Origin of the sequence: Cryomorpha ignava (genome assembly GCF_010686655.1) — a bacterium.
Lineage (GTDB): Bacteria > Bacteroidota > Bacteroidia > Flavobacteriales_D > Cryomorphaceae > Cryomorpha > Cryomorpha ignava.
In genome coordinates this window covers 20,634-43,964 of record NZ_JAAGVY010000024.1, presented here as the reverse complement: position 1 = coordinate 43,964, position 23,331 = coordinate 20,634, and the positions used below count along the sequence as shown (strand labels likewise).

At 40.4% G+C, this 23,331-nt stretch carries 15 protein-coding genes; 3 read left to right on the top strand and 12 right to left on the bottom strand.

Translation table 11 applies throughout. From position 1 onward, the window contains the following. Positions 1-13: 13 nt before the first annotated feature. From G3O08_RS12625 to G3O08_RS12615, 3 genes are read right to left on the bottom strand one after another with little or no spacing between them, the layout of a single operon-like run. The gene (locus tag G3O08_RS12625; RefSeq protein ID WP_163285768.1) at positions 14-1,342 is read right to left on the bottom strand and encodes a 4Fe-4S dicluster domain-containing protein; all 1,329 of its coding nucleotides are present in this window, start codon (positions 1,340-1,342) and stop codon (positions 14-16) included. Beyond that, on the bottom strand, positions 1,343-2,374 hold the full coding sequence (locus tag G3O08_RS12620) for an MlaD family protein (protein WP_163285742.1): 1,032 nt from the start codon (positions 2,372-2,374) through the stop codon (positions 1,343-1,345). It abuts the gene before it with no gap. Between the two features lie 16 nt (positions 2,375-2,390). Continuing rightward, complete coding sequence (locus G3O08_RS12615) at positions 2,391-3,563, bottom strand: N-acetylmuramoyl-L-alanine amidase family protein (RefSeq protein ID WP_163285741.1); 1,173 nt, start codon at positions 3,561-3,563, stop codon at positions 2,391-2,393. A 145-nt stretch (positions 3,564-3,708) separates the two neighbouring features. Here G3O08_RS12615 and G3O08_RS12610 point away from each other — a divergent pair, with 145 nt between their 5' ends. Next, complete coding sequence (locus G3O08_RS12610) at positions 3,709-6,333, top strand: putative LPS assembly protein LptD (RefSeq protein ID WP_163285740.1); 2,625 nt, start codon at positions 3,709-3,711, stop codon at positions 6,331-6,333. On the opposite strand, the gene G3O08_RS12605 is transcribed toward G3O08_RS12610, so the two are convergent. The 7 genes from G3O08_RS12605 to glyA form a co-directional block, all read right to left on the bottom strand. Beyond that, positions 6,334-8,118 (bottom strand): OstA-like protein, encoded by a 1,785-nt coding sequence (locus G3O08_RS12605; RefSeq protein WP_204336869.1) that lies wholly within the window; start codon positions 8,116-8,118, stop codon positions 6,334-6,336. 31 nt (positions 8,119-8,149) lie between these two features. Next, a complete protein-coding gene (locus G3O08_RS12600) occupies positions 8,150-9,436 on the bottom strand; it encodes an adenylosuccinate synthase (RefSeq protein WP_163285738.1) in 1,287 nt (428 codons plus the stop codon). Positions 9,437-9,445: 9 nt separating this feature from the next. Further along, positions 9,446-9,799 (bottom strand): STAS domain-containing protein, encoded by a 354-nt coding sequence (locus tag G3O08_RS12595; RefSeq protein ID WP_163285737.1) that lies wholly within the window; start codon positions 9,797-9,799, stop codon positions 9,446-9,448. A 9-nt stretch (positions 9,800-9,808) separates the two neighbouring features. Further along, the gene (locus G3O08_RS12590; RefSeq protein WP_163285736.1) at positions 9,809-10,264 is read right to left on the bottom strand and encodes a Fur family transcriptional regulator; all 456 of its coding nucleotides are present in this window, start codon (positions 10,262-10,264) and stop codon (positions 9,809-9,811) included. A 62-nt stretch (positions 10,265-10,326) separates the two neighbouring features. Further along, positions 10,327-12,555, bottom strand: coding sequence for a RelA/SpoT family protein (locus G3O08_RS12585; RefSeq protein WP_163285735.1), 2,229 nt, complete (start codon positions 12,553-12,555; stop codon positions 10,327-10,329). Positions 12,556-12,589: 34 nt separating this feature from the next. Then, positions 12,590-13,867 (bottom strand): fumarylacetoacetase, encoded by a 1,278-nt coding sequence (gene fahA, locus G3O08_RS12580; protein ID WP_163285734.1) that lies wholly within the window; start codon positions 13,865-13,867, stop codon positions 12,590-12,592. Between the two features lie 28 nt (positions 13,868-13,895). After that, positions 13,896-15,167 carry a serine hydroxymethyltransferase gene (glyA, locus tag G3O08_RS12575; RefSeq protein WP_163285733.1) on the bottom strand — a complete coding sequence of 424 codons (1,272 nt, stop codon included), beginning with the start codon at positions 15,165-15,167 and terminating at the stop codon, positions 13,896-13,898. Between the two features lie 92 nt (positions 15,168-15,259). Here glyA and G3O08_RS12570 point away from each other — a divergent pair, with 92 nt between their 5' ends. Next, a complete protein-coding gene (locus G3O08_RS12570) occupies positions 15,260-15,673 on the top strand; it encodes a thiol-disulfide oxidoreductase DCC family protein (protein WP_163285732.1) in 414 nt (137 codons plus the stop codon). Positions 15,674-16,370: 697 nt separating this feature from the next. Here G3O08_RS12570 and G3O08_RS12565 read toward each other — a convergent pair. Further along, entirely contained in the window at positions 16,371-18,323 is a 1,953-nt protein-coding gene (locus G3O08_RS12565) for a T9SS type B sorting domain-containing protein (RefSeq protein WP_163285731.1), read from the bottom strand. 107 nt (positions 18,324-18,430) lie between these two features. Between G3O08_RS12565 and G3O08_RS12560 the strand changes: the two genes are divergently transcribed. Then, a complete protein-coding gene (locus G3O08_RS12560; RefSeq protein WP_163285730.1) occupies positions 18,431-22,387 on the top strand; it encodes a T9SS type A sorting domain-containing protein in 3,957 nt (1,318 codons plus the stop codon). A 216-nt stretch (positions 22,388-22,603) separates the two neighbouring features. On the opposite strand, the gene G3O08_RS12555 is transcribed toward G3O08_RS12560, so the two are convergent. Next, positions 22,604-23,236 (bottom strand): peroxiredoxin, encoded by a 633-nt coding sequence (locus G3O08_RS12555; RefSeq protein WP_163285729.1) that lies wholly within the window; start codon positions 23,234-23,236, stop codon positions 22,604-22,606. Between the last annotated feature and the right edge of the window lie 95 nt (positions 23,237-23,331).

The window sequence follows — 23,331 nt, the reverse complement described above, 5'->3', positions numbered from 1 at the left end:
TATTTGTTCTTTTTTAATTCTCCTCGGCCCATTTTAATCGGTCGGTGGCAGGAAATGCCCAAGGGGCTCCGTTATTTTCAATATTCGTGTTCATAGAGTTCCATTCGGTTGGCGATTTAGCGTCTTCCATTAGCATATAGCGACGCAAATCGACAATAATTTCCAATGGGTCAATGTTCACAGGACAAGCATCTACGCAAGCATTGCAGGTAGTGCAAGCCCAAAGTTCTTCTGGGGTTATGTAATCGTAAAGAAGCGATTTTCCATCATTGTGATCTTTGCCATGCTGATCAATATTTTTGCCCACTTCCGCAAGTCTGTCGCGGGTATCCATCATGATTTTTCTTGGCGAAAGGAGCTTTCCGGTGATATTTGCCGGACAAACAGATGTACATCTTCCACATTCAGTGCACGAATAGGCATCCATCAAATTTTTCCAATGTAAATCCTGAACATCCTTAGCGCCAAATTTTTCTGGTACTGCACCTTCTTCCGGTTCGGGAGGCGCCGCATAAGGATCTGCTTCCGGATCCATCATTAAGTTTACCTCATCGGTAACATTAGACAAATTGGTAAACTCGCCTTTTGGTATGAGCTTGGCGTAGTAAACATTCGGAAAAGCCAATAAAATATGGAAATGCTTTGATATAGGTAAGTAATTTAAAAACAGTAGAATACCAATGATGTGAAACCACCATGCACCCCGCTCAATGCCAATAAGTGTTGAAATGGATAAGTCACCAAAAACGGGAAGCAAAAGACTGCTAACAGGGTATGCTCCCGCCTGTACATAGTGCTCTGCGCCTTTTTGCTGAAGCACATAGTCAGCTCCATTCATACTTAGGAAAGCAGTCATCAATAAAATTTCAATAATGAGGATTAAGTTGGCATCATTCTTTGGCCAGCTCGTCATTTCACGGGCATGAAGGCGCTTGATTCGTCCAATATTTCTTCGGACAAGAAAGACCACACAAGCGAGAAGAACAAGTATGGCTAATATTTCAAAACTTCCAATAAGGATGTCATAAAAACCACCGAGAAATGCGAAAATACGATGCGTACCGAAAATTCCATCAATAATAATTTCAAGAACTTCAAGGTTGATAATAACAAAGCCAACATAAATGAAAATGTGCATAATACCGGCGAGTGGTCGCACTACCATTTTAGATTGACCCAAGGCTACCCGCGCCATCATGGCAAATCTTTCACCTTTTCTATCGCTCCGATCTACATCCTTTCCAAGTAAAATATTCCGGCGGATTTTGCTGACCTGAAAAGCGAAAAGTCCTGCCAGAGCAATTAAGATCACGATGAAAATAATATTAGAAATACCCATAATTTACTTGTTGTTTTCGCTGTCTTTTACATATTCTTTCAGCTGTTCAAGTTCCGATTTTGTAAGTTCTATACTCTTGTTTTTTCGGCCGAACACCGAGAACTGTACGTAGCGACTTGGATTGATTCGAATATCTTCCATAAGCAAATCAAGGTTGGCAGAAGCCGACTCAAGTTTGTTGTACAGTTCAGGATTGTTGATCAACATCCCAAGTGATCCCTCGCCATTGTTGATCTTTTCAACCATATCGTTTACGGTAGTCAATGCCAGATTTGCATTTAGCAAAGTCTCTGATATTTTGGCTTTGGCCAATGTGTCGCTAATCTGCGAAAAGTTTTTGATGATGTTGTTCAGTTCGCCTCCATTCTCAGCCAAAACAACAGAAAGGCTGTTGATATTCTCTAAAATTTCACCAATCCGTATTTTCTCTTCCTGCACAAGGGTATCAATTCTAAAAGAGGTGCGCTGCAGGCTTGCTATTGCATCATTTATACCTTTAAAGCTCTGTACCAGATTGTTTTGAGATTGTGGATTTAAAATAACTTCTATAACCCTAATTACAGAGTCAACAGATGAAATAAGCCCTTCGGCTTTTCTTTTAATAGGTTTGAGTTGCTCATTTACACCTTCTACCAGGTCTTGTTCAATATCCGGCGTTAGCGTATCTCCCGATTGTGCAAGTACCGAACTATTCCCCATCACCAATTGTACTTGCATAGATCCAAGTAAATCGGCCGCTCTTAGCAGTGCTTTTGAATCTTTAGGGATATCAAATTCTTTGTTAACAGATAAGGTAACCAATAGATTACCTGATCCGTCCTGAATGATTTCAATATTCTTTATCTGGCCTACTTTGAAGCCATTCAGCACCACAGGATTAGATTTTTCAAGACCGTTTACCTTGTTGTAAATACCGTAGAAAGTGCGTGATTTATCAAAAATATAAACGCCTTTTAAATAGTTAAAGCCAATGAAAAGAAGTGCAATGGCTACAATAACTACAATTCCTATTTTCGTTTCCTTGCGAACTTTCACAGATTCGATTTTTGTTTTAATTTGTCAATTTTAAGGCTTTTTCCAAAGCTATCCGGTTATTGTGTTCATCAAAAGCTACTACAAATGCTCCTTTGTACCCACTTTGCCGCGCACCTTTCTGGAGGTTCTTAGCTCCTTCATAAGTACTTGTTGAGCCGTAAAGATATTTATACATTCCGTTATCTTCATACTCTATTACGTTTTCAAGTCCTTTGAAGTTCCCAGGTTTTAATTCCACCTTAGCCGATGAAGATAATAGCTGAACTTTAAATATAACACCTTTTGGCGTATTTGTTTCAGAATTGGGTTGAATCGCCTCTTTTGATTTGTCGTTTTCTACCTTTTCAGGCTGCGCTTCATCCAATATTTCCATAGTGGTTTTATACGTTTTAAAAGCTCTGTAAATAGCAGATGCAGTGTAGTCTTGGCCTTGATCGCTAATCAAAAAGTCTTCTTCTTCTTTATTGGTCAAAAACCCCAGCTCGACTAAAACACTAGGCATTGTGGTAAACGAAATAACCCAGTACGGAGCCTGACGCACACCTCTGTCTATCCGACCGACCCGATCGCGCATTTGATCTTGCACTTCCTTGGCAAATTTTAAACTTTGATGTATGTGGGCATTTTGGCGTAGGCTAAGTTCTATTAAGCCTTCCGGCGAATTTGGGTCAAATCCTCCGTAGTTCTCATCAAGATTTTCTTCCAGCAACATGGCTTTATTCTCTTTCTGCGCCATTCTTAAATTGGCTTCTGTTTTGGCCGCTCCCATTACGTAAGTGCCTGTTCCCTTGGCAGATTCTCTCGTAAAAGCATCGCAATGAATAGAAATGAACAGATCAGCATCTTTTGTATTTGCAAATTTGGTGCGTTCGTGAAGCGGAATAAAAGTATCGTCGTCGCGCGTGTAATAAACTTCTACATCGGGAAAGGCCTCTTTTATGTAAGCACCCACTTTTAAAGATACATTAAGTGCAATTGTTTTTTCGGTCACTTTATTGCGACCGGTTCCCAGATTTCCGGGATCTTTTCCACCATGCCCTGCATCTATAACTACGCGGGTTATTACACCTTTGCTGGTTTTTTTTGGCACGGTAGATGCTATCAGAATAATCCCTGAAAAAAGGATTATTGCGATGATAAATTGCGGTCTTTTTTTAGACCATTTAGATAATTGGATTTTTACGTCCATGTTTAATTAGGTATTTACGTAGTTTTGGACGATTTTAAATGTACAGAAAATCATAAGTAAAGTTAGGCATATCGCACCAAATCGTCACACGACAAAGTTAGTTTTTATCCTTGGACTGATGTTCATAATCGGGTCAAATCGATCTATGGCACAAACCAATGTAGATTCTGTGAAAACAGATACCGTGCCGAATTTGGTAAATGATACTACTGTTGTGGCTACAGATACGTTAACACAAACCCTTGAAGGTGATACTTTACAGGTAAAACCAGCCGAAAGTAATTCTGTAATATCAAGCAAAATAAATTACAGCGCCTCTGATTCTATTGACAATGATGTAATTAATAAAAAGGTATATCTCTACGGAAATGCCAAAATTCAGTATGAAGATATAACACTTACCGCTGCGAGAATAGTTTACGATTTCGAATCGTTTACTGTGCATGCTGAAGGGGTGCGCGATACGGCTGACAATTGGGTGAATCTTCCAAATTTTAAACAGGGCACTTCAGAGTTCGTATCCAATGAAATGGATTATAATTTTAAATCGAAAAAGGCCTATGTCAGGCAGGTTCAAACAGAAATTATAGAAGGTACTCTTACTGGCGAAAGAGTTAAAACGGTTGACAACAACAATGTAGTTTACATCCGAAAAGGAGAATACTGCCCTTGTGAAGATCCAAATGCGAAGACCAGATTTAAAATCGGCAAATTAAAAATTATTAAGGATAAGCAGATTGTTACCGGGCCGGGATATCTCGCTTTGGGCAAAATTCCTACACCGCTCGTGTTTCCATTTGGCTTTTTTCCAAATTCTGAAGATCGACAGGCTGGCTTAATCGTACCTAGCTATGGAAATGGCGGAACTAAAGGATATTTCTTAAACGACCTTGGCTTTTACCTCCCGATTAGTGATTATGTGGACACGAAGATTTTGGGCGATATCTATTCTCGTGGTAGCTGGGGTCTCGAAAACCTTACCCGATATCAAAAACGCTATAAATTCACAGGCGGCTTTGGAGTGCAGTACAACAAACAAGTGCTTGGTGATAGAGATTTGAATAATTATTCTGAAACAAACTCCTTCTTTGTTAATTGGAATCACAAACAGGACATGAAAGCGCGACCGAATTCTAATTTTGCCGCATCTGTAAATGCAGGAAGTACCTCCAATTTCCGAAATGATCTCAATGCATCACAAGAAAATTATCTCACGAATACTTTCCAATCGAGCATTTCATACAACAAAAGCTTTTATGATTCGCCTTGGTTTTTTACAGTGCAAGCTGGTCATCAGCAAAATTCGCAAACCGAAATATATAAGTTTACACTACCTGAAATTTCCTTAGATCGGGCCAGAACAATGCCATTAGATGGGCTTTTTAACGACAATCCCAAGCAGCAGTTTTACGAAAAACTCGGTATTACCTATTCCGCCAATTTTAGAAACGAGCTTTCTGTAAAGGAATCTGAACTGTCCGTAAATAATTGGCCGGAGCTTGAAAAACAATTTAAAAATGGTATTCAACACAATGCTGGTGCTTCGATGCCATTAAATGCAGGGCCATTCACTTTTACACCTTCATTCCGCTATACCGAGCGGTGGTATTTTAAAACGTATGGAAGAGCATTTAATGATGAGCTTCCCGGATACGAACCTGATACAATTAGTGGGTTTGACAGAAATTACAATTACAGTTTCGGTACCTCTGTTAGCACCAAGCTATATGGAATGTATAGTTTCAGAACCGGATCTTTAAAAGCTATCCGCCACACCTTAACTCCTGCTCTGAGCTATTCGGTAAACCCGGAATTCGATCCGAATATTTACGGGTTTTATGGTGATAACGGAACGCTAACACGCTATTCGCCTTATGCCAATAGCGTTTATTCCTTTTCAGGTTCACCCCGAAGTGAATCATTAAATTTTTCTCTTGTCAATAATTTAGAAGCAAAGGTTTTAACCCGTCGCGATACGACAAGCAAGTTTAAAAAAGTGCCGATAATTGAGAATATTGCCTTTAACGGAAGTTATAATTTTGCTGCAGATTCAATGAAATTATCTACAATCAGGGTCTCCGGACGAACCAAAATAACCAAGTACGCTAATATTAATTTTAGCGGTGCTTTTGAGCCATATACCTATGTGGCAACAGATGAAGGGTCTATTAGAAGAGTAGATGTTTTTCTGCGTGAAAGTTCAGGCACCCTTGCCTCATTTGAATCAGGTCAAATCGCTTTAGACGGATCAGGTTTTGGAAGTGAGATGTACGGCCGGAATAAAACAGGAAACACCATTGTGCCGGAAGCTGGTGCGGAAGGTGACGGAGATTTAGAAAGTATAACTGCAAACCCTATAGTGGAAAGGCCAAAAGGTTTTTTTGATGAGTTTACTGTGCCGTGGCATTTGAATTTTGGCTATAAATTGTCTGCAAACAGAGGTCGTGCAATCGTGCCACTTGCTGAAGGTTTCGCCTTAGTTGATTCAATAAATATTATTCAGTCGCTTCAGTTTTCGGGCGATTTTAAAGTGTTTAACCGGGTTTCGTTTCGGTTTAATTCGGGATATGACTTTGTTAATAAAGAGCTGACTCCTACAACTATATATATGACCGTCGACTTAAATTGCTGGGAGTTTAGCGCACGGGTTATTCCTTTTGGTGAACGAAGGAGCTATATGATGACACTCAATATCAAATCTTCCATTTTAAAAGATTTGAAGTTTGAAAACAAAGGTAATTTTGGAGAAAGAGATCAATTCTTCCAATAGCTACTCTGATAAAATATTGTTTATTTCTTTAGGAGTATCGGCTTCCAATATCTCCGGCTCTTCTTTTAGAAAAATATCTGACCGCTTTAAAGGCCGACGATATTCTTGCCAGGAAAAACCATCATAAAAATATTCGTCTCTCGGGAATTTTTCCAATGGGTAGAAAACTCCGTCTGGTTTATTGAGAAAAACAATGCGTTGCACCTTATTGTTGGTCAGATAAATAGCGATATTGCTGCAAATAGCTTTATTAACTCCAATATAGGTTTGTTCCCTGATAAATACCGAGTCTGTTTCAGCAGATAGATTTGATTTTCCTATAGAATCTGCTGAAATAACGGTGTCAGCAACTGCTGTCGTATCTTTTACGGTTGTGAATTCTTCGGCTATTGTGGTATCGGCAGGATGTATAACTACCGCTGAGTCTATTCGCGAACTATCGGAAGGCAAAACCTTATTCGCTTCCTTGGCGCTTACTTTTACTTTTTTCTCCTCAGCAGCGTAATAAAGCGATTGCCCGTTTCCTCTTATCAAAACTTTGTACAAATCATTGTCTCTAAAATAACCGGTAAGCCGCTTGCCTTTTATTTGGTTGTACATCACAGAATCAATCTTATTGACCATAAATGCGTGTTCAAAAACGTACAAATTTTCGATGGCACCTTCCACCGATTTTATCTGAATGGTATCGCCGGTAATTTGCAGATTTTCTGACCAGAGAACTGGATTCTTATACATGTGTATCAAACTGTCGCTTTGCGCAAAAATCACCGAGTCGGCAGCACCCTGCATGTCTTTTCTATAAAATTTTACATTGTTATAGGCGTATATCTTATCGCCTGATATTGAATCTGAAACAGCCAGCAAAGTATCTCCATGCATAAATAAGGAGTCGACCTCATCGTATTGCATGAGTTCAGCGCGGCCTGTAATCAACGTTTTTCCAAGCAGCTCAAAGTACTCTCCGTAGTCTCCGAAAATGTTTACACGCTCTGTGGTATCAATTATAGACACATTTTCATATGCTTTACCTATTCCCTCATTCCGTGAGTACCAAAGACTGTCGCCGCTTAGCACCTGTTGCCCATTATTCAAGTAGGCATTTTCATTAAATTGAGAAATATCTACCTTAGTATCATACCATCCATTTTCGCAATAGATGATATTTTCATCTGAATAAATAAAGGTAGGGCCCTTAAAATAGGCTATCTCACTTATATTACCGTAGTTTAAAGTGTCGGTTTCCATCCGGTATCTCGGATTTTCGAGCACTACGCTGTCTCTGAAGTAGAAAAAAGAATTGTTTGAATCGTAAATTCCTTCGCAGCTCACAAGTTCATTTTCGTTTTGGGTTGATGTAATAATTCCCCGATCAAAAAATACGGCTCTACCCGTTTTTCTATCATAGTCGAGCGTATTTGTAGTGAGCTTCATGTCCTGATCATTCAGTGTTACATGATCGCGCACTTTTACAAACTGCGTATTTCCGTTGTAGTACAGCTTGTCGCTTAATAGGGTTAACGTATCTCCTTGAACCACACGAACATTTCCAAAGGCATCAAGGCTATTGCTTGAGTTGTAAAGATAGGCGCTATCACAATACATCAGTGCGCCTTTATGCTTAAAGCGTACATTGCCTAAAAGGCGTTGCGCATCTAAACCAAGGCTTTTGTCAAATTTAAGACTATTCGCGCCGAGTAGCTCTATCTTGTTTGTTTGAGAGTACAGGGCACCGAGACTTCCCATCAATAAAAAAAGGCTAAAAAAAAGGCGCATTAATTTCATTGAGTGGCTCAGGTCAAAAGTAATGCCAGATTTAAACTGCCACCGGTTTTCGCAAAATGGTTTGCTTTCTGTCGGGACCAAGCGATACAATGGTAATAGGAGTATCCAGATGTCTTTCCAGATAACTGATGTAATCGCTCAATTCTTTCGGAAAAGATTCTTCGGTATCTAGTTTGGTAAGGTCAACTTTCCATCCCGGTACAGATTCATAGACAGGTTTTAGCTTGTCTGTATCCAAATCGTATGGCAAATAGTCAAGTTGTTCGCCTTCATAATCGTAATGAGTACAGACTTTTATCTCATCAAAGATAGAGAGCACATCAGCTTTCATCATATTGAGTTGGGTTACACCATTTATCATTATGGCGTACTTTAAAGCCGGGAGATCAATCCATCCGCAACGGCGCGGTCGGCCTGTTGTTGCACCAAATTCATTCCCTTCTTTACGTAAAACGTCTCCTGTTTGATCAAAAAGCTCGGTAGGGAAGGGGCCGCTTCCTACACGTGTGCAGTAAGCCTTAAAAATCCCTATTACTTCGCCTATTTTATTGGGGGCTACACCCAAACCTGTACATGCACCGGCGGCTACAGTATTGGAAGAGGTAACAAAAGGATAGCTTCCGAAATCTATATCAAGCAAGCTTCCCTGCGCACCTTCCGCAAGTACTTTCTCGCCGTTATTCATCGCATTATTAATGTATTGCTCTGAATCAATTATGGTGAGTTCTTTTATTTTCTTTACGCCTTCAAACCAGTTGGCTTCCTGCGCAGATATATCATATTCAAAATCGAAATTCTTTAAAAGATGCTCGTGCTTGGCTTTTAGGTTGTTGTATCTGGTTTCAAAATCTTCCAAAAAAAGATCACCTACACGCAATCCGTTTCTGCCGGTCTTGTCCATATAAGTTGGCCCAATACCTTTTAGGGTAGATCCAATTTTTTTTATTCCTTTTTCAGCCTCATTTGCCGAGTCAAGAACGCAATGAGTGGGTAGTATAAGGTGCGCTTTTCGCGAAATAAAAAGATGACTTGTTACATCAACACCCATTTTCTCAAGCGCATCTATTTCGCGTTTAAAGATTATAGGATCTATTACCACTCCATTGCCAACAATGTTTTGTTTGTCAGTGTGAAATATCCCGGAAGGAATAGTGTGCAAAACATGCTTAATGCCATTAAATTCGAGCGTATGGCCTGCATTTGGCCCGCCCTGAAAGCGCGCTATAATATCGTAATGCGGCGTAAGAACATCCACAATTTTTCCTTTCCCTTCGTCGCCCCATTGCAGGCCGAGAAGTACGTCAACTTTAGTGCTCATGTTTTTGATTTACTCCTGTTCGGCAAAATATGCAGTAGCTTCTTCCATGGTTTTCTTCATTTTAAACACAGAGTCGAGCTTTGTAACTGCAAAAAGAGATGCTATTCTTGGGGCTGCACCAATAATGATTGATTCGCCACCTTCGTTTCTGGTTTTGTTCATGATATTGATCAGTATATTCAGCCCGGTGCTGTTCATATACTCCAGTTTGCTCAAATCAATAATAAATCTATGCGTACCAGATGCCAGTTCTTCATCAATTTCTACGCTGATTTCAATTGCTTCAACTTTATCAACCAGTCTGCCTTCCATAGCGAGAAGTGCGAGATTGTCTTTCTTTTTGAGTTCGTACGAAAATGCCATACCTGATAGTTAGTTTTGGGGTTGTGGTGCTGTCTCTTCGCTGTTCTTCACAGCGTAAAAGTACAAGCTATGGTGCATTACTTTAACGTTAAATACTTCTTCAATTGTTTTTTTGATTGTCTCAATCCTAGGATCGCAAAACTCGAGCACTTCGCCGGTATCTGTGCAAATGATGTGGTCATGTTGCTTAAATTCATGCGATTTTTCAAACTGCGCCAGATTTTTCCCAAATTGATGCTTGCGTACCAGGTTGCAGGCAAGCAATAAATCTATGGTATTGTAGAGGGTGGCCCGGCTTACACGATAATTTTTGTTTTTCATTTTAATATAGAGCGACTCTATATCGAAATGACCGTTGTAAACATAAATTTCATTGAGTATTGCAAATCGTTCGGGAGTTTTCCGGTGGCCATTTTGCTCCAGATAAGCCGAGAATATCTGCTTTACTTTTTCTTGTAATTCCAACCTTGATACAGTATCTAATTAAGCCTACAAAAGTAACGTATTTCTAATGATCTATCAATCATTTACATTCCTTTATCTTTTTCGCCATAAAGCTCCCCACGCTCCACTGTTAGCACGCCTTCTACATTGCGTAGACGCCTCATAAGATTGTTCAAATGGTCTTTGTCGTAAACATACACAGAAATTCGGCCATCAAAAACGCCATCGTTGCTTTCAAAACTAATCGACTTCATGTTTACATTTAAGTCGGTTGAAATAGCCTGTGTAATATTGCTAACCAAACCCACATCGTCAATTCCCTTAAACAACACATTGGCCAAAAACTCTTTGTCTTTTTGACTCTGCCATTTGGCTTTTATTACGCGGTATGCATAGTTAGAGCGGAGTTGAACAGCATTGGGGCAATTCATTCGGTGTATTTTGATCCCGTCGTTAATCGTTACAAATCCAAAAACATCGTCTCCGGGAATGGGGTTGCAGCAAGGTGCGATTTTGTAAGGAACGTCTTTTTCATCATCGCCTATAAAAAGTGTATCTCCGGGAATTTTTGAAGTTGATTTTGTGGATTTCGATTCGGGTTCTGCAACCACAGGTTTTTTGTTTGTGAAAGATAATTCACCGTTTTCAACAACCTGACTTTTTATTTTTTTGAGCGAAATTTTGCCCGAAGCTATATCCTGGTATAAGTCCAGCGTATTTTTGTATTTAAAATACTGTTCCAACTCGGCTACATTTTTGCTGTTAAATTCAGCACCCATGCTTTTAAACTTCCTTTGCACCATCTCTTTACCGATGCTGGCTACTTTTTTCTGCTCCTCTTTTAAAGCTGTTTTAATTTTAGATTTGGCTTTACCAGTTACCACATAACTAAGCCAATCTTCTTTCGCTTTCTGTTTCTTAGAAGTCAGAATTTCAATCTGGTCGCCACTTTTTAACTGATGGCTAAGAGGTACAAGTCGCTGGTTAACTTTGGCACCAATGCACGACTCGCCAACCTGGCTGTGAATTTCAAAAGCAAAATCGAGCGCAGTAGCTCCTTTAGGAAGGCTTTTTAATTCGCCGTCGGGCGTAAACACAAAAATCTCGTCGCTGAATAGATTGAGTTTAAAGTCATCTATAAAATCTATAGCACCGCTACTTGCAGATTCCAGCATATCACGAATCCTTGCCAGCCATTGATCCAGACTTGAATCGCCATCTTGCTTGCCCTTGTATTTCCAGTGTGCGGCGTATCCCATCTCGGCCACCTCGTCCATGCGCTGGGTTCGTATTTGAATCTCAACCCATTTTCCGGTTGGGCTCATTACAGTGGTGTGCAGCGACTCGTAGCCATTAGTCTTTGGTGTCGATATCCAGTCGCGCAACCTGTCAGGGTTTGGCTGATAAAAATCAGTTACAATAGAATATACCTTCCAACTTTCGGCTTTTTCATTCTCTGGTTTGGTGTCAAGGATAATCCGAATAGCAAAAAGGTCGTAGATTTCTTCAAATGGAATATCCTTCTTATGAATTTTGTTCCAAATGCTGTATATTGATTTTGTGCGGCTTTTAATCTCATACTTAAAACCGGTTTCATCCAGCTTTCGCCTTATGGGCAACGTAAACCGATTGATAAACCTGGTTCTTACTGCCTGCCCTTTCTTTAGTTTTACAGCAATGTCTGCATACTCTTCAGGCTCGGTATATTTCAAAGAAAGGTCTTCCAGCTCCGTTTTTATAGAATAAAGCCCAAGCCTGTGTGCCAATGGGGCATACATAAATAAAGTTTCGCTGGCAATCTTAAGCTGCTTGTCGCGCCGCATAGATTCGAGCGTGCGCATATTATGTAGCCTATCAGCAAGCTTTATTAATATTACCCTCACATCATCCGAAAGGGTGAGCAGCATTTTCTTAAAATTCTCTGCCTGAATGCTGGCGGTATGGTCAAAAACGTCGGCTATTTTAGTAAGCCCGTCTATAATAGATTTAACTTTTGGCCCAAATAAATGGTCAATATCGGCCAGGCTTATATCCGTATCTTCTACCGTGTCGTGCAAAAGAGCAGCAACAATGGCAGTAGGACCCAGGCCAATTTCTTCAGCAACAATACGCGCTACAGCAATGGGATGATAAATGTAAGGCTCGCCGGTTTTTCGACGCATATCCTTATGAGCCTCAAGCGCTACATCAAATGCCTTGCGAATATCTCGCTTATCTTGAGGCGATTTGGCATTCTTTATCACCCGCAGTAATCCGCGATAACGCGAAAGAATTTCTTTCTTTTCTTGTTCTAAATCAATTTCTAAATCCATGTATTTTGTTAGACGAACTAAAACTACGCTATTCTTATTTAGCTGGCAATACTTTTGTTCGTACTTCTCCAAATCCTATTTTAACACCATTGCCCATTGCATGGCCGCGCATAATTACCGTGTCGCCATCGTTCACAAACGTTCTTTGGGTTCCGTCGGCCAGTTTTATTGGCTTGCTGCCACTCCATGATAGCTCAAGCATAGAACCAAAACTTGTAGGCTTGCTGCCCGATATTGTTCCCGAAGCCATCATGTCGCCTCCGCGAATATTGCATCCATTTACAGTATGGTGAGCCAACTGCTGATTTAATGTCCAGTACAAATATTTATAGTTTGAAAAGCAAATAGCAGTTTCTTCTCCGCTTCCGGTATCAATAGCTACCTCCAGATTAATATCAATGTTCTTTTCGCCTTCAAATTCAAGATATGGCAGCACTTCCGGATTTTGGGCAGGACCTAATGTGCGGTACGGTTCCAGAGCATCCAAAGTGACTATCCACGGAGAAACGGAAGAGGCAAAATTCTTGGCTAAGAACGGTCCCAGTGGCACATATTCCCATTTTTGAATATCGCGTGCAGACCAGTCGTTAAACAAAACCATTCCAAAGATATAATCATCTGCTTCTTCAGTAGAAATACTGTCACCCATGGGTTTACCGTCAAATGTAACGAAAGCCAATTCCAGCTCAAAGTCCAATCTTTTTGTAGGGCCAAAAACGGGTGGCTCTTCCGGGTTGGGTCTGGTTTGCCCTTTTGGGCGATGGATAGCAACACCACTTGGCACAATAGACGAGCTGCGGCCGTGATAAGCCACCGGAATATGACGCCAGTTGGGCAATAAGGCATTTTTTGGATCCCGAAACATGGTTCCAATATTGGTAGCGTGCTCTATACTTGAATAGAAGTCGGTATAATCGCCAACTCGAACCGGTAAATGCATTGTTACCGATCGCTGAGGTTTTAATATCGCAGAAATATCAGATTCTTTGCTTTGTAAGTCGGGTGTATTTGTATCGAATAAGTCAGCCAATCTATTTCTCAATTTCCGCATACCCATTTTTCCCGATTTCATCAAATCATTCAGTTCGGGCTTCTTAAAGTCATCGGCTGTAATGCCGAGATCATCTAAGTAGCCGCGGTTAGCCAATTCGTATAAATCGGCTATTTTATTTCCAATAGCTACACAGGTTCTTGGGCTGGTGCCCTTGTCGCTGTAGATTCCGAAGGGAATATTTTGAATTGGGAAATCACTGTCTTTACCTATTTGTATCCACGATTTTCTATCTGGATTATTTGCTGTAATTTTTGTCAAAATCTTAGTTTTTTTATTCAATGAATAATTATGCGAAAAGCGGGTACTTACTCATCATTTGATGAACTTTAGCTTTAATCTCTTCAATTTTATCCGGATTATCTCTGTTCGTAAGCGTATCATCTATCAGTTGTACTATGGCTTCCATGTGTTCTTCTTTAAGCCCACGAGTGGTAATAGCCGGTGTGCCAATGCGCATTCCGCTGGTTACAAAAGGCGATTTATCATCAAATGGAACCATGTTTTTATTTACCGTAATGTCTGTAAGTATCAGTGCATTTTCAGCCTCCTTTCCGGTAATGTTTTTAGACCGTAGGTCAATGAGCATACTGTGGTTATCCGTTCCACCGCTTATTACTTCGAAGCCGCGATCCATAAATGCTTGCGCCATTTTGCGGGCGTTGGCAACTACTTGTTTCATATAGGTTTTATACTCGTCAGTAAGGGCTTCGCCAAATGCAATTGCTTTAGAAGCAATAACATGCTCAAGCGGCCCGCCTTGCGTACCAGGGAACACGCCGGAGTCTAATAGCGACGACATTTTGCGCACGGCTCCTTTTGGTGTTTTAAGCCCAAATGGATTGTCGAAATCTTTGCCCATCATAATAATTCCACCACGTGGTCCACGAAGGGTTTTGTGGGTAGTAGAGGTTACAATATGGCAGTGTGGCATAGGATCATTCAGTAATCCGGTTGCTATCAATCCCGCAGGGTGGGCGATATCGGCCATCAAAAAGGCATCTATTTTATCGGCAATGCTGCGCAAACGCTCATAATCCCAATCACGAGAATATGCCGATGCACCACAAATTAAAAGTTTCGGTTTTTCGTCTATCGCTTTCTGCTCAAGTTTATCATAGTCAATTCTGCCTGTTTCTTTTTCTACTCCATAAAAAACCGGTCGGTAAAGTTTTCCTGAAAAGTTAACCGGAGAACCGTGGGTAAGATGCCCGCCGTGGCTAAGGTCAAATCCCATAATTTTATCTCCCGGTTGCAAAATTGCCAGCATTACTGCTGCATTGGCCTGCGCGCCGCTATGTGGTTGAACATTTGCCCATTCAGCACCAAAGAGTTCTTTTAATCTGTCAATCGCAAGATTTTCGGTCATGTCCACAAATTCGCAACCGCCATAATACCGCTTGCCTGGAAGACCTTCTGCGTACTTATTAGTCATTACAGAGCCCATGGCCTCCATAACCTGTTCGCTAACAAAATTTTCTGACGCGATTAATTCTATACCTTCCGTTTGTCGCTTTTTCTCCAGCGCAATTATTTCAAAAACCTTTGTATCTCTTTTCATGTTTATTCCTTTAGTCCGGCTAAGTGCCAAAATTAGAAAATACTTGGCATAAGATTAACTTTGCACCAACGACTTATCCCAAATCTCCATAAATGTCATCTATTCCCGAAGGAAAAACGCTGGTACTCTTTGATGGATATTGCAATTTATGCAACGGCGCGGTACAGTTTATCTTAAAACGCGACAAAAAGGAAGAGTTTTACTTCGCAAGTTTGTCATGGCCAATAGCTGATGAGATTTTAACAGAATATCCACAATACAAGAATGTTGACAGCATACTGGTTTACAGAGAGGGGAAAGTATACGATCAAAGCTCGGGAGCCTTAAAAATCGCTGCAGGAATGGGTTCGCTATGGCCGCTTATGGGTGTATTTTGGATAATTCCAAAATTTATCCGCGATGCCGTGTATCGTTTTATTGCCAAAAATCGATACCGCTGGTTCGGCAAAAAAGATGCCTGCATGATTCCTGATAAACCCGTGAGCCATCGATTTGTAAAAAAATAGCTTTAAGTGAAAAGCTATAAACCATAAGCTGCAACCTGCAAGACTCTGGATCAAGACAACGGCATGACTATAATCGGTCTTTAATGCTGGCGTGCGCCCTAGCCCTAAACTAATCTCTTTACACAAGTTGATTAATTTCTAAAATAGCGTGGTAATAATCCGCGAAACTTTTATATCTTAAGCCCTTCGCGCGCCCCAACCCTAAAGGTAGTCACCCGCACGAACTATTGTTCCCTTAGAAATTTCATTCAGTAAAACTCCAGTATTTGTTGAGTTGACTTATTAATGAATAGACTTAGTAGTTTGGATGATTTGTGCGGTTGAACCCTTCTGCATCCGACGAGGCTTTTTACCGAGAGGAATGCACAGGCGCGCGAGGGCATTAATTGGAGCTATTTATTAGGGCACTTGCAATTACTCACAGTTCAAAAAAGATGCGATGCATTGAGCGGAGTCGAAATGTGTATAGAGATTAGAGCCTAAAGAGAAAGTCTACCGCACATGGAACATAATGACATTTATCGTCATTAAATAACCGTTCCGGGATTCACCAGAAATTAATAAGATCAAGGGAATTCACTAAACATGACTCACGACTATTCTCCAACCAAATTCTATTTTGGGACTAGCGACTAGAGACTGGCGCCTTTTTTCTGCCCAAAATTCTCCCTCGCGACTAGAGACTAGCGACTCGAGACTATTTCACAACAACCTGCACCCCAAAATCCTTAACCTCACCACTTTTCCCTCTGGCAGTAATAATCACCGTATAAACTCCATCAGGATACTGATTCTCTTCCGGGCTCCAGAGCGCTAGAGCAGGTGGAGGGTTTGTAGCTTCGCCGCTATGGATAAGGTTGCCCCAACGGTTGCGCACTTCCCAGCGCATAATGGCTACGCCCCCGGTTTGTGCCACGAGGGCATCGTTGCGGCCATCGTTATTTGGTGTGATGATATTGGGAATAATCATTTTTAATCCTTCCGCTACGCGTATGGTGGCAAAGGCCGTATCTGCACAAGTCTCATCAATGCGGTAAGCTATAAGAGCGATGGTAAACGTGCCCGTATCGGCAAAGGTATAGCCGGTGTAATTTGCAGAAGTGCTAAAAGGTTCGTCATCCATTTGCCAAACATAACTCGTAGCGTTGGTACTTTGGTTTTGAAAAACCACTTGCAGGGGGGAGTAACCCGAATCGGGGTTTGCAGTAAAGGCCGCTGTTTGAAATGGACTTAAATCAAGCACCACCGTACTGTCCCAGGTACAGCCTAATGCATCCTGCACCGAGAGTTCATAAATGCCCGGCGCGAGATTCTCAAAAGTGGCATTGGTTTTTGTTTCTCCGTTTACGCTGTATTGAAATGGAGTTTTTCCATCCATGTCGCCAAAGATGATTTTACCGGTATTGGCGGGGCAGGTGCTGGGAATGAGTTGGAGATTTCTTGGGCGCGGCACTTTACCAACGGTTAGAAAAACGGGAATGGTTTGTGCGCAGGCTCCATCTTCATCATCGTTCCACATACGCACGCGGTACCACCCGCTGCTGTCTGCATTGCAAATGGGATTAGCAATGGTAGTATCGCTAAGCCCTGCTGCCGGTGTCCAGGCATAATGGTCGTAGCCGGGTATGGCGCTGAATTCTATGGGCTCTGTGTAATCAGGCTGGCCGGGGGTGGGGGATTGCAATAAGCACTTTGAGTAGGATCGCAGCATTTCTCCGGTTGAAAGAGGGCATGTTGGGGTGTAGGTGATGTTGAAAGAGGGGTGCGGATTGAAACCGCCATCGGGTCGATATTGTACGCGGTAAAAAATGAAATCTTGAAAATCAGAATCATTATTAATATAATCGTTAATAACACAAACACCATCTTGACCTTCAACATGATTATTTGCTGAATCACCATTTAATCCTTCCGCCATCCCGTTTTCATAATAAAAGTGACCTTGTACACCTGCATAAGGTGAGGGATTAACTGAATCTGGGCCGAGAATAGTGCCTACAGAAATATTATTGATTAAGATTTCACTTTTATCACTGTCAAATGGTGTAATCCTGCTTGAATGGATTCCAAAAATTACAGGTGAAGATAATACATATTCTGGTGAATTAATTGAATAATGCTGTGGTGCTGTTTGATTTTTATCTGAGATATAAATTCTTGTACAAATATCTTCAATAATATCAGGTGATTCATATAAAATGACAACATACATTCCCCACCAGCCCCAATTAGGATAGTCTTCATAAAATTTTTGAGGGGGAAAATCTATGTTTAGGATATTATTATTTATTTGTATTAAGCTTGTTATATCCATAGCCTGAGGCGCAAAATAATTGGCACCTGGTTCTATTTCTATTTGCTCAATTCCTACTTGTGTACTGAAGTTCCAATTCACTTGCGCGGCATTCACAATCATAGTATGAGGCTCGGGTCTGCCATATCTATATGTAAGGGCAAAAGCTGCACGAAGTGTATAATTATCCTCCCATTTTATTTCACATGTATTATTCCATCCTGCTCCGATATTGTCCATTCCACCAGTCGTCACACCTCCTTTAAAACAATCTTCCATAAATAGGATTTGACTAAAACCTGTTGTGGAAGTAATCATTTGAAATAGAACTACTGCGAGTAATAAAAGCTGTCTCAATATTGTTAATTTAAATGAATTGTTGAAAAATATATTTGAGCAAATATAGTCATATTCCGTTTTTTTTTTTATGACATTTAACACTTAATCCCTTAAAACTATCAGTTATGAGCAAATTTACTAAAATAGGAATCGCACTAGTATTCCTTTTAACAAATTACAATTTAATTGGCCAAAACCCGATTTGGACATTGCCACCAAGCCAATTTAAAGGTGGAGTTCCGTCCATTTCTCTTCTTCCAAATGGTTCAGGGGGAGCTATGTACACCGGCCAACCTGCCGACAACTTACATAGCTCTTATTCTGATCAAAATGGAAACCTTGTTTTGTTTACAGTCGATCACGAGGTTTACGATCGGCATGGATACCTTGTTGACGATATGCGAATAAATTATGAATCGAAAAAAGGGCATAATGAGCGGATCATTCTGCCGATGGGAAATGATTGTAGCAAATACGCTATCATTTATCCTGCATCCCCAACTTCTAATGAGGCATATTCATCTAAACTTTATGGACGACGCTTGTATATGGCTGTATATGATTTAGATGCAGTAAATACTGCGAACCCTATGGCTACTGGCGCTCTTGAAGTTTATAATCCAAACTCATACACAACTATAACAGATATTTCAAGAAGAGACGCCTTACTCTACGGATATCCAGCCGGAGGGACGTATAATATTTACCAATATACTTCCACAGGACAGCAATTTTATCGCTCCAATATTCAAATAACAGCCACTGATTTGATTGATAACTGCTTTTATTACGTTTACGTTTTTGACGGTATGCACATTATAAGGTACAAACTTACCAGCGATGGTTTAGAATATGACAATTACGTATTTAAACTTGATCTGGCGGCTTTTGGTTCTGCTTTAAGGAGTGAAATGGAACTTATAAAACTTTCTAATGGAAATTATAGAATCGCTACCCCTGTAATGTTCGGAGGTTCAGGAGAACATGTTGGATTCGTTATAACCGACATTGACGCTTCTACTGGCGATGTTATAACTAATTCTGTCCAAGTGGTTTCATTGGAGGATAATGGAAATGATGCATATCCTCACGGCGCAGAATTTGACCCAACGGGTAGATATTTATACATTACTCATGTAGCAAATGCTGGTCTGCCAAATGCCCTTGATGTGTATGATCTTAATACTTCAAGTTATGTTTCAATTCCATCATTAACGGGTATTAGCAACTTCAGACAGTCATTTATTGAGCGCTACGGGGATAAAATGTATTTGGCGTCAGATTCTTATATTGGTCAATTATCAAATATTAGCAATCCAAGTAGTTTATCCTTCAATTCTACTTTTCTCTCCATACCATCGGGTTATGGAAATGCTTATGGAGGGCCAAGTACACATTTCGATTTTCGCTACCTACTCCCTGATCAGGTAGATATGCCCTACGAAAATCTTGCTGAAATGAGTTGTGCATGTTGTAGCAGATATAACTCTGCAACAGATAAATATGAAGCAACAAATACAAGTTTTGTAACATGGTCACCGGGTTCAAATCCTTTTGGAAGCATAAGTGGTGATGTTTACATAAGTGATGAGTTGCGGATAAAAGCCGGTGCAAAGGTGATTATTAGCGGTATGAATTTCTATTTTGCAGAGGGAGCCCGGGTTGTAGTAGAACGTGGTACAACCTCTCTTTCGGGCGGTTATTTAAGGTTGAGTAATGGTACTGTTTTTACTGCCGACAATAGATGTTCGAATTCATTCATTGGAAGTTGTGGAGTTGCAGATAATTGCGATAAGATATTATGGGCGGGCGTGCTTGTAGAGGGAAATGACGCCCTACCGCAATCATTCAGTACATCCGGTAAACAAGGAAAATTTTATATGACAAATAATGCCATGATTGAATATGCCGAAACTGCTGTTTTTGCCGGAGGACCAGCCAATTATGGAGGAGGTTTGGTTCAAATTGTTGACAGCCGCATAAAAGACAATCTATCGGGAGTGATTTTTGATCCATATACGCGCTATCAATCAGGATCAATTGAAGGGTACAATCTAAGCTATATTTCCAAAACACATTTCATGGTTACCAGCGATTGGTACGCAGGGGTAGCGGTAGAACCATTTGTAAAAATAAATAATTCAAGCGGCATCAGGTTGCTTGGGAATTTATACGAAAACCAAATTCCTTCTCAATTTTCATATACACATCAGGGAATTGGAGTGCAGTTTACCGATTCGCGCGTGAATATCACTTCCTCGTGTTCTAATAACACTATTCCTTGCCCTCCCCAAAATATTACGCGATCACAATTTAAAGATCTTCATGTTGGAGTGTATGGAACCAATACCGGTACAGCTACTCGCACGCTCTATTGCTATTACAATGAATTTATCAATGATTACTTTGGTGTTCAGTTATCTGGTGTAGATTTTGCGGAGATACTAGACAATGAGTTTAGCATAAGACCAAGAGCAAGTGCTATTGGTTTATCTCTAAATGCCAGTACCGGTTACATGGTAGAGAACAATAATTTTTCAACCCATGCTGGTGGTTTCAACCATGGAAATTACGGTATTGTAATTTTTAATTCAGGGCAAACGGCTAATGAAATTTACCGTAATTATTTTACTGATTTATCTGCAGGTGGATATGTTGCTGGTATTAATACCGATTTGTCTCATGGACCATCAGGTTATGCTAATGGTTTAGAATGGATTTGCAATACCTTTGATTCAAACATTGCATACTTTGACATAGCGTTGGCGGGTAGTATGAGCGATGAACAAGGGGACTGTAACACTGAACCTGCCGGTAATTTGTTCAGTCATACAAGTACCAGTATTTCCAGCCATTTTGATTTATTCTCTTTTCCATCAGCTCTGAATCCCATTAAATACTATCACCACGATACATCTGTTGGCGGCACAAGCCCCCGAGTAAAACCTGTTCGATATTCAGAAGACCTTGTTACTCCTGTGTATTATTACATTCTGGCAACCTGCAACCAATATGGATATGATGGTGGCAGTTGCAGAGTGAAACATAGTGGTCTTCCGCCAGGGGTAGATCATCCATTGGGTTCCCCAAAAAGCAATGATGAGAATCAACTTTTAACTTATCAAAGCATTCAGGAAAATGCTTCAGCTCTTCAAAGCCAAATTGCCGAGCTAACAGCACAAATTGATGGAGGCAATACTGATTTGCTCATTAATTTGATTCGAGGAGGGGGCTCTGCAGATGAAATTGCCGCATTACTCACAGAAGCTAATGGAAATATTTCTCTACGAGTCCAAAATGCGTTGTTGAATTCGAATGATCCGGAAATAAGTGCTTTGAGTGATGTGGCTCTCAACGATGTTGGTCTAATTGAAAGTGAATTGGCCTTAGCTCACGATCTGTATAAATCACTTTGGAAAAATGCTGTAAGACAATATATGGCAGACACCTTGGGATCTATACTCAAAGATGAAATGGAATCTTTAATGATAGAATTCCAACCTGAAGGATTGCAGCGTTTTGCGTCTGTTATTCTTTCAGATTCCGACCAAAGCTGGATTGCTCCGGATGATATAAGTCAAATAGTTGCAAATTTAGATGTTGTTCTTCCTGCACTTGTAGAGAACGAATTACCAGAAAACATTCCTTCCTATTTCGAATCAGAATTTTTTGCTTCAGCGGCTAATACTGATGCTTTGAATGATTGGTATTATGAGAATGGTGGAGTTTATTATACTTCCTTGCCTAATGACCTATTGCCGCCAATGATTTATGAAGAAGGAAAAAGCAATAAAACGGATAAAGAAATGGCTGATGACAATACCAAAAACAATTTGGTCATTCATCCAAATCCGTTTAAAACTCATACTACATTCGATTTGTCTGCTTATCAGTTTGAAGGCGATAAAAACCGTATCGTTTTCTATGATCTTCTGGGTAAAAAAGTGTTTGAAACACCAATTGCTGAAAAGCAGGTTAATCTTACCGTTCAAAGTGCAGATTTACCGACAGGAGTTGTCATCTATAAACTGTTCGTGAATAATACAGAAGTTGAAACAGGTAAAATAATCAGGATGAAATAAACACAATAAGTTCGTTTACCAATCTTAAATTAAAAAAGCGCATCGGATGAGTTTCCGATGCGCTTTTCTTTTAGCCGCAAGCCTTAAGCTATAAGCTGATGATGCCTAAATTATGCTGGCCAAAAAAAGCCACAAGCTCATAATGGCTCGTGGCTTAGATTTTCAAATTGCCACAAAGCTTCTTACAGCTTGAGGCTTAAGGCTTGCAGCTAAAAATTAATTAGCAGCAAGATACTCAGCAACACCGCTGTGGGTAGCTGACATACCTTCTTTACCTTTTTTCCAGTTAGCCGGGCATACTTCACCTTTCTCTTCAAAAAACTGAAGGGCATCAACCATACGCATCGCCTCATCTACATTTCTTCCAAGTGGAAGGTCGTTTACGACTTGATGACGTACTATTCCTTCTTTGTCTATAAGGAACAATCCGCGGTAAGCTACCAATTCTCCATCTGCCTGAAGCATTCCTTCATCGTCATAGAAGAAATCGCCTGCAAGTACATTGTAATTGTGAGAAATCGTTTTGTTTGTATCTGCAACAAGTGGATATGTAATTCCTGCTATTCCGCCATTGTCTTTACCTACTTGCAACCAACCCCAGTGCGATTGCTCTGTATCTGTTGATACGGCTACAAGCTCTACGCCACGCTCTTTAAACTCCTCAATTCTCGATTGAAAGGCGTGAAGCTCAGTTGGGCAAACAAATGTGAAATCTTTTGGGTAAAAGAATAAAATAACATGCTTTGAACCAATAAATTGATCCAATGAAAAGTCTTCTACTATCTCTTCGCCGTTGATAACGGCTGCTGCTTTAAAATTCGGTGCTTTTTTTCCTACTAATACTGACATAATATTTTCTTTTTAAATGATGCAACAAAGATAAGCCTTGTATGAGTGTATAGCGGTTTGTATTGATTGCTATTTTCTATCCATAGATAGAATTG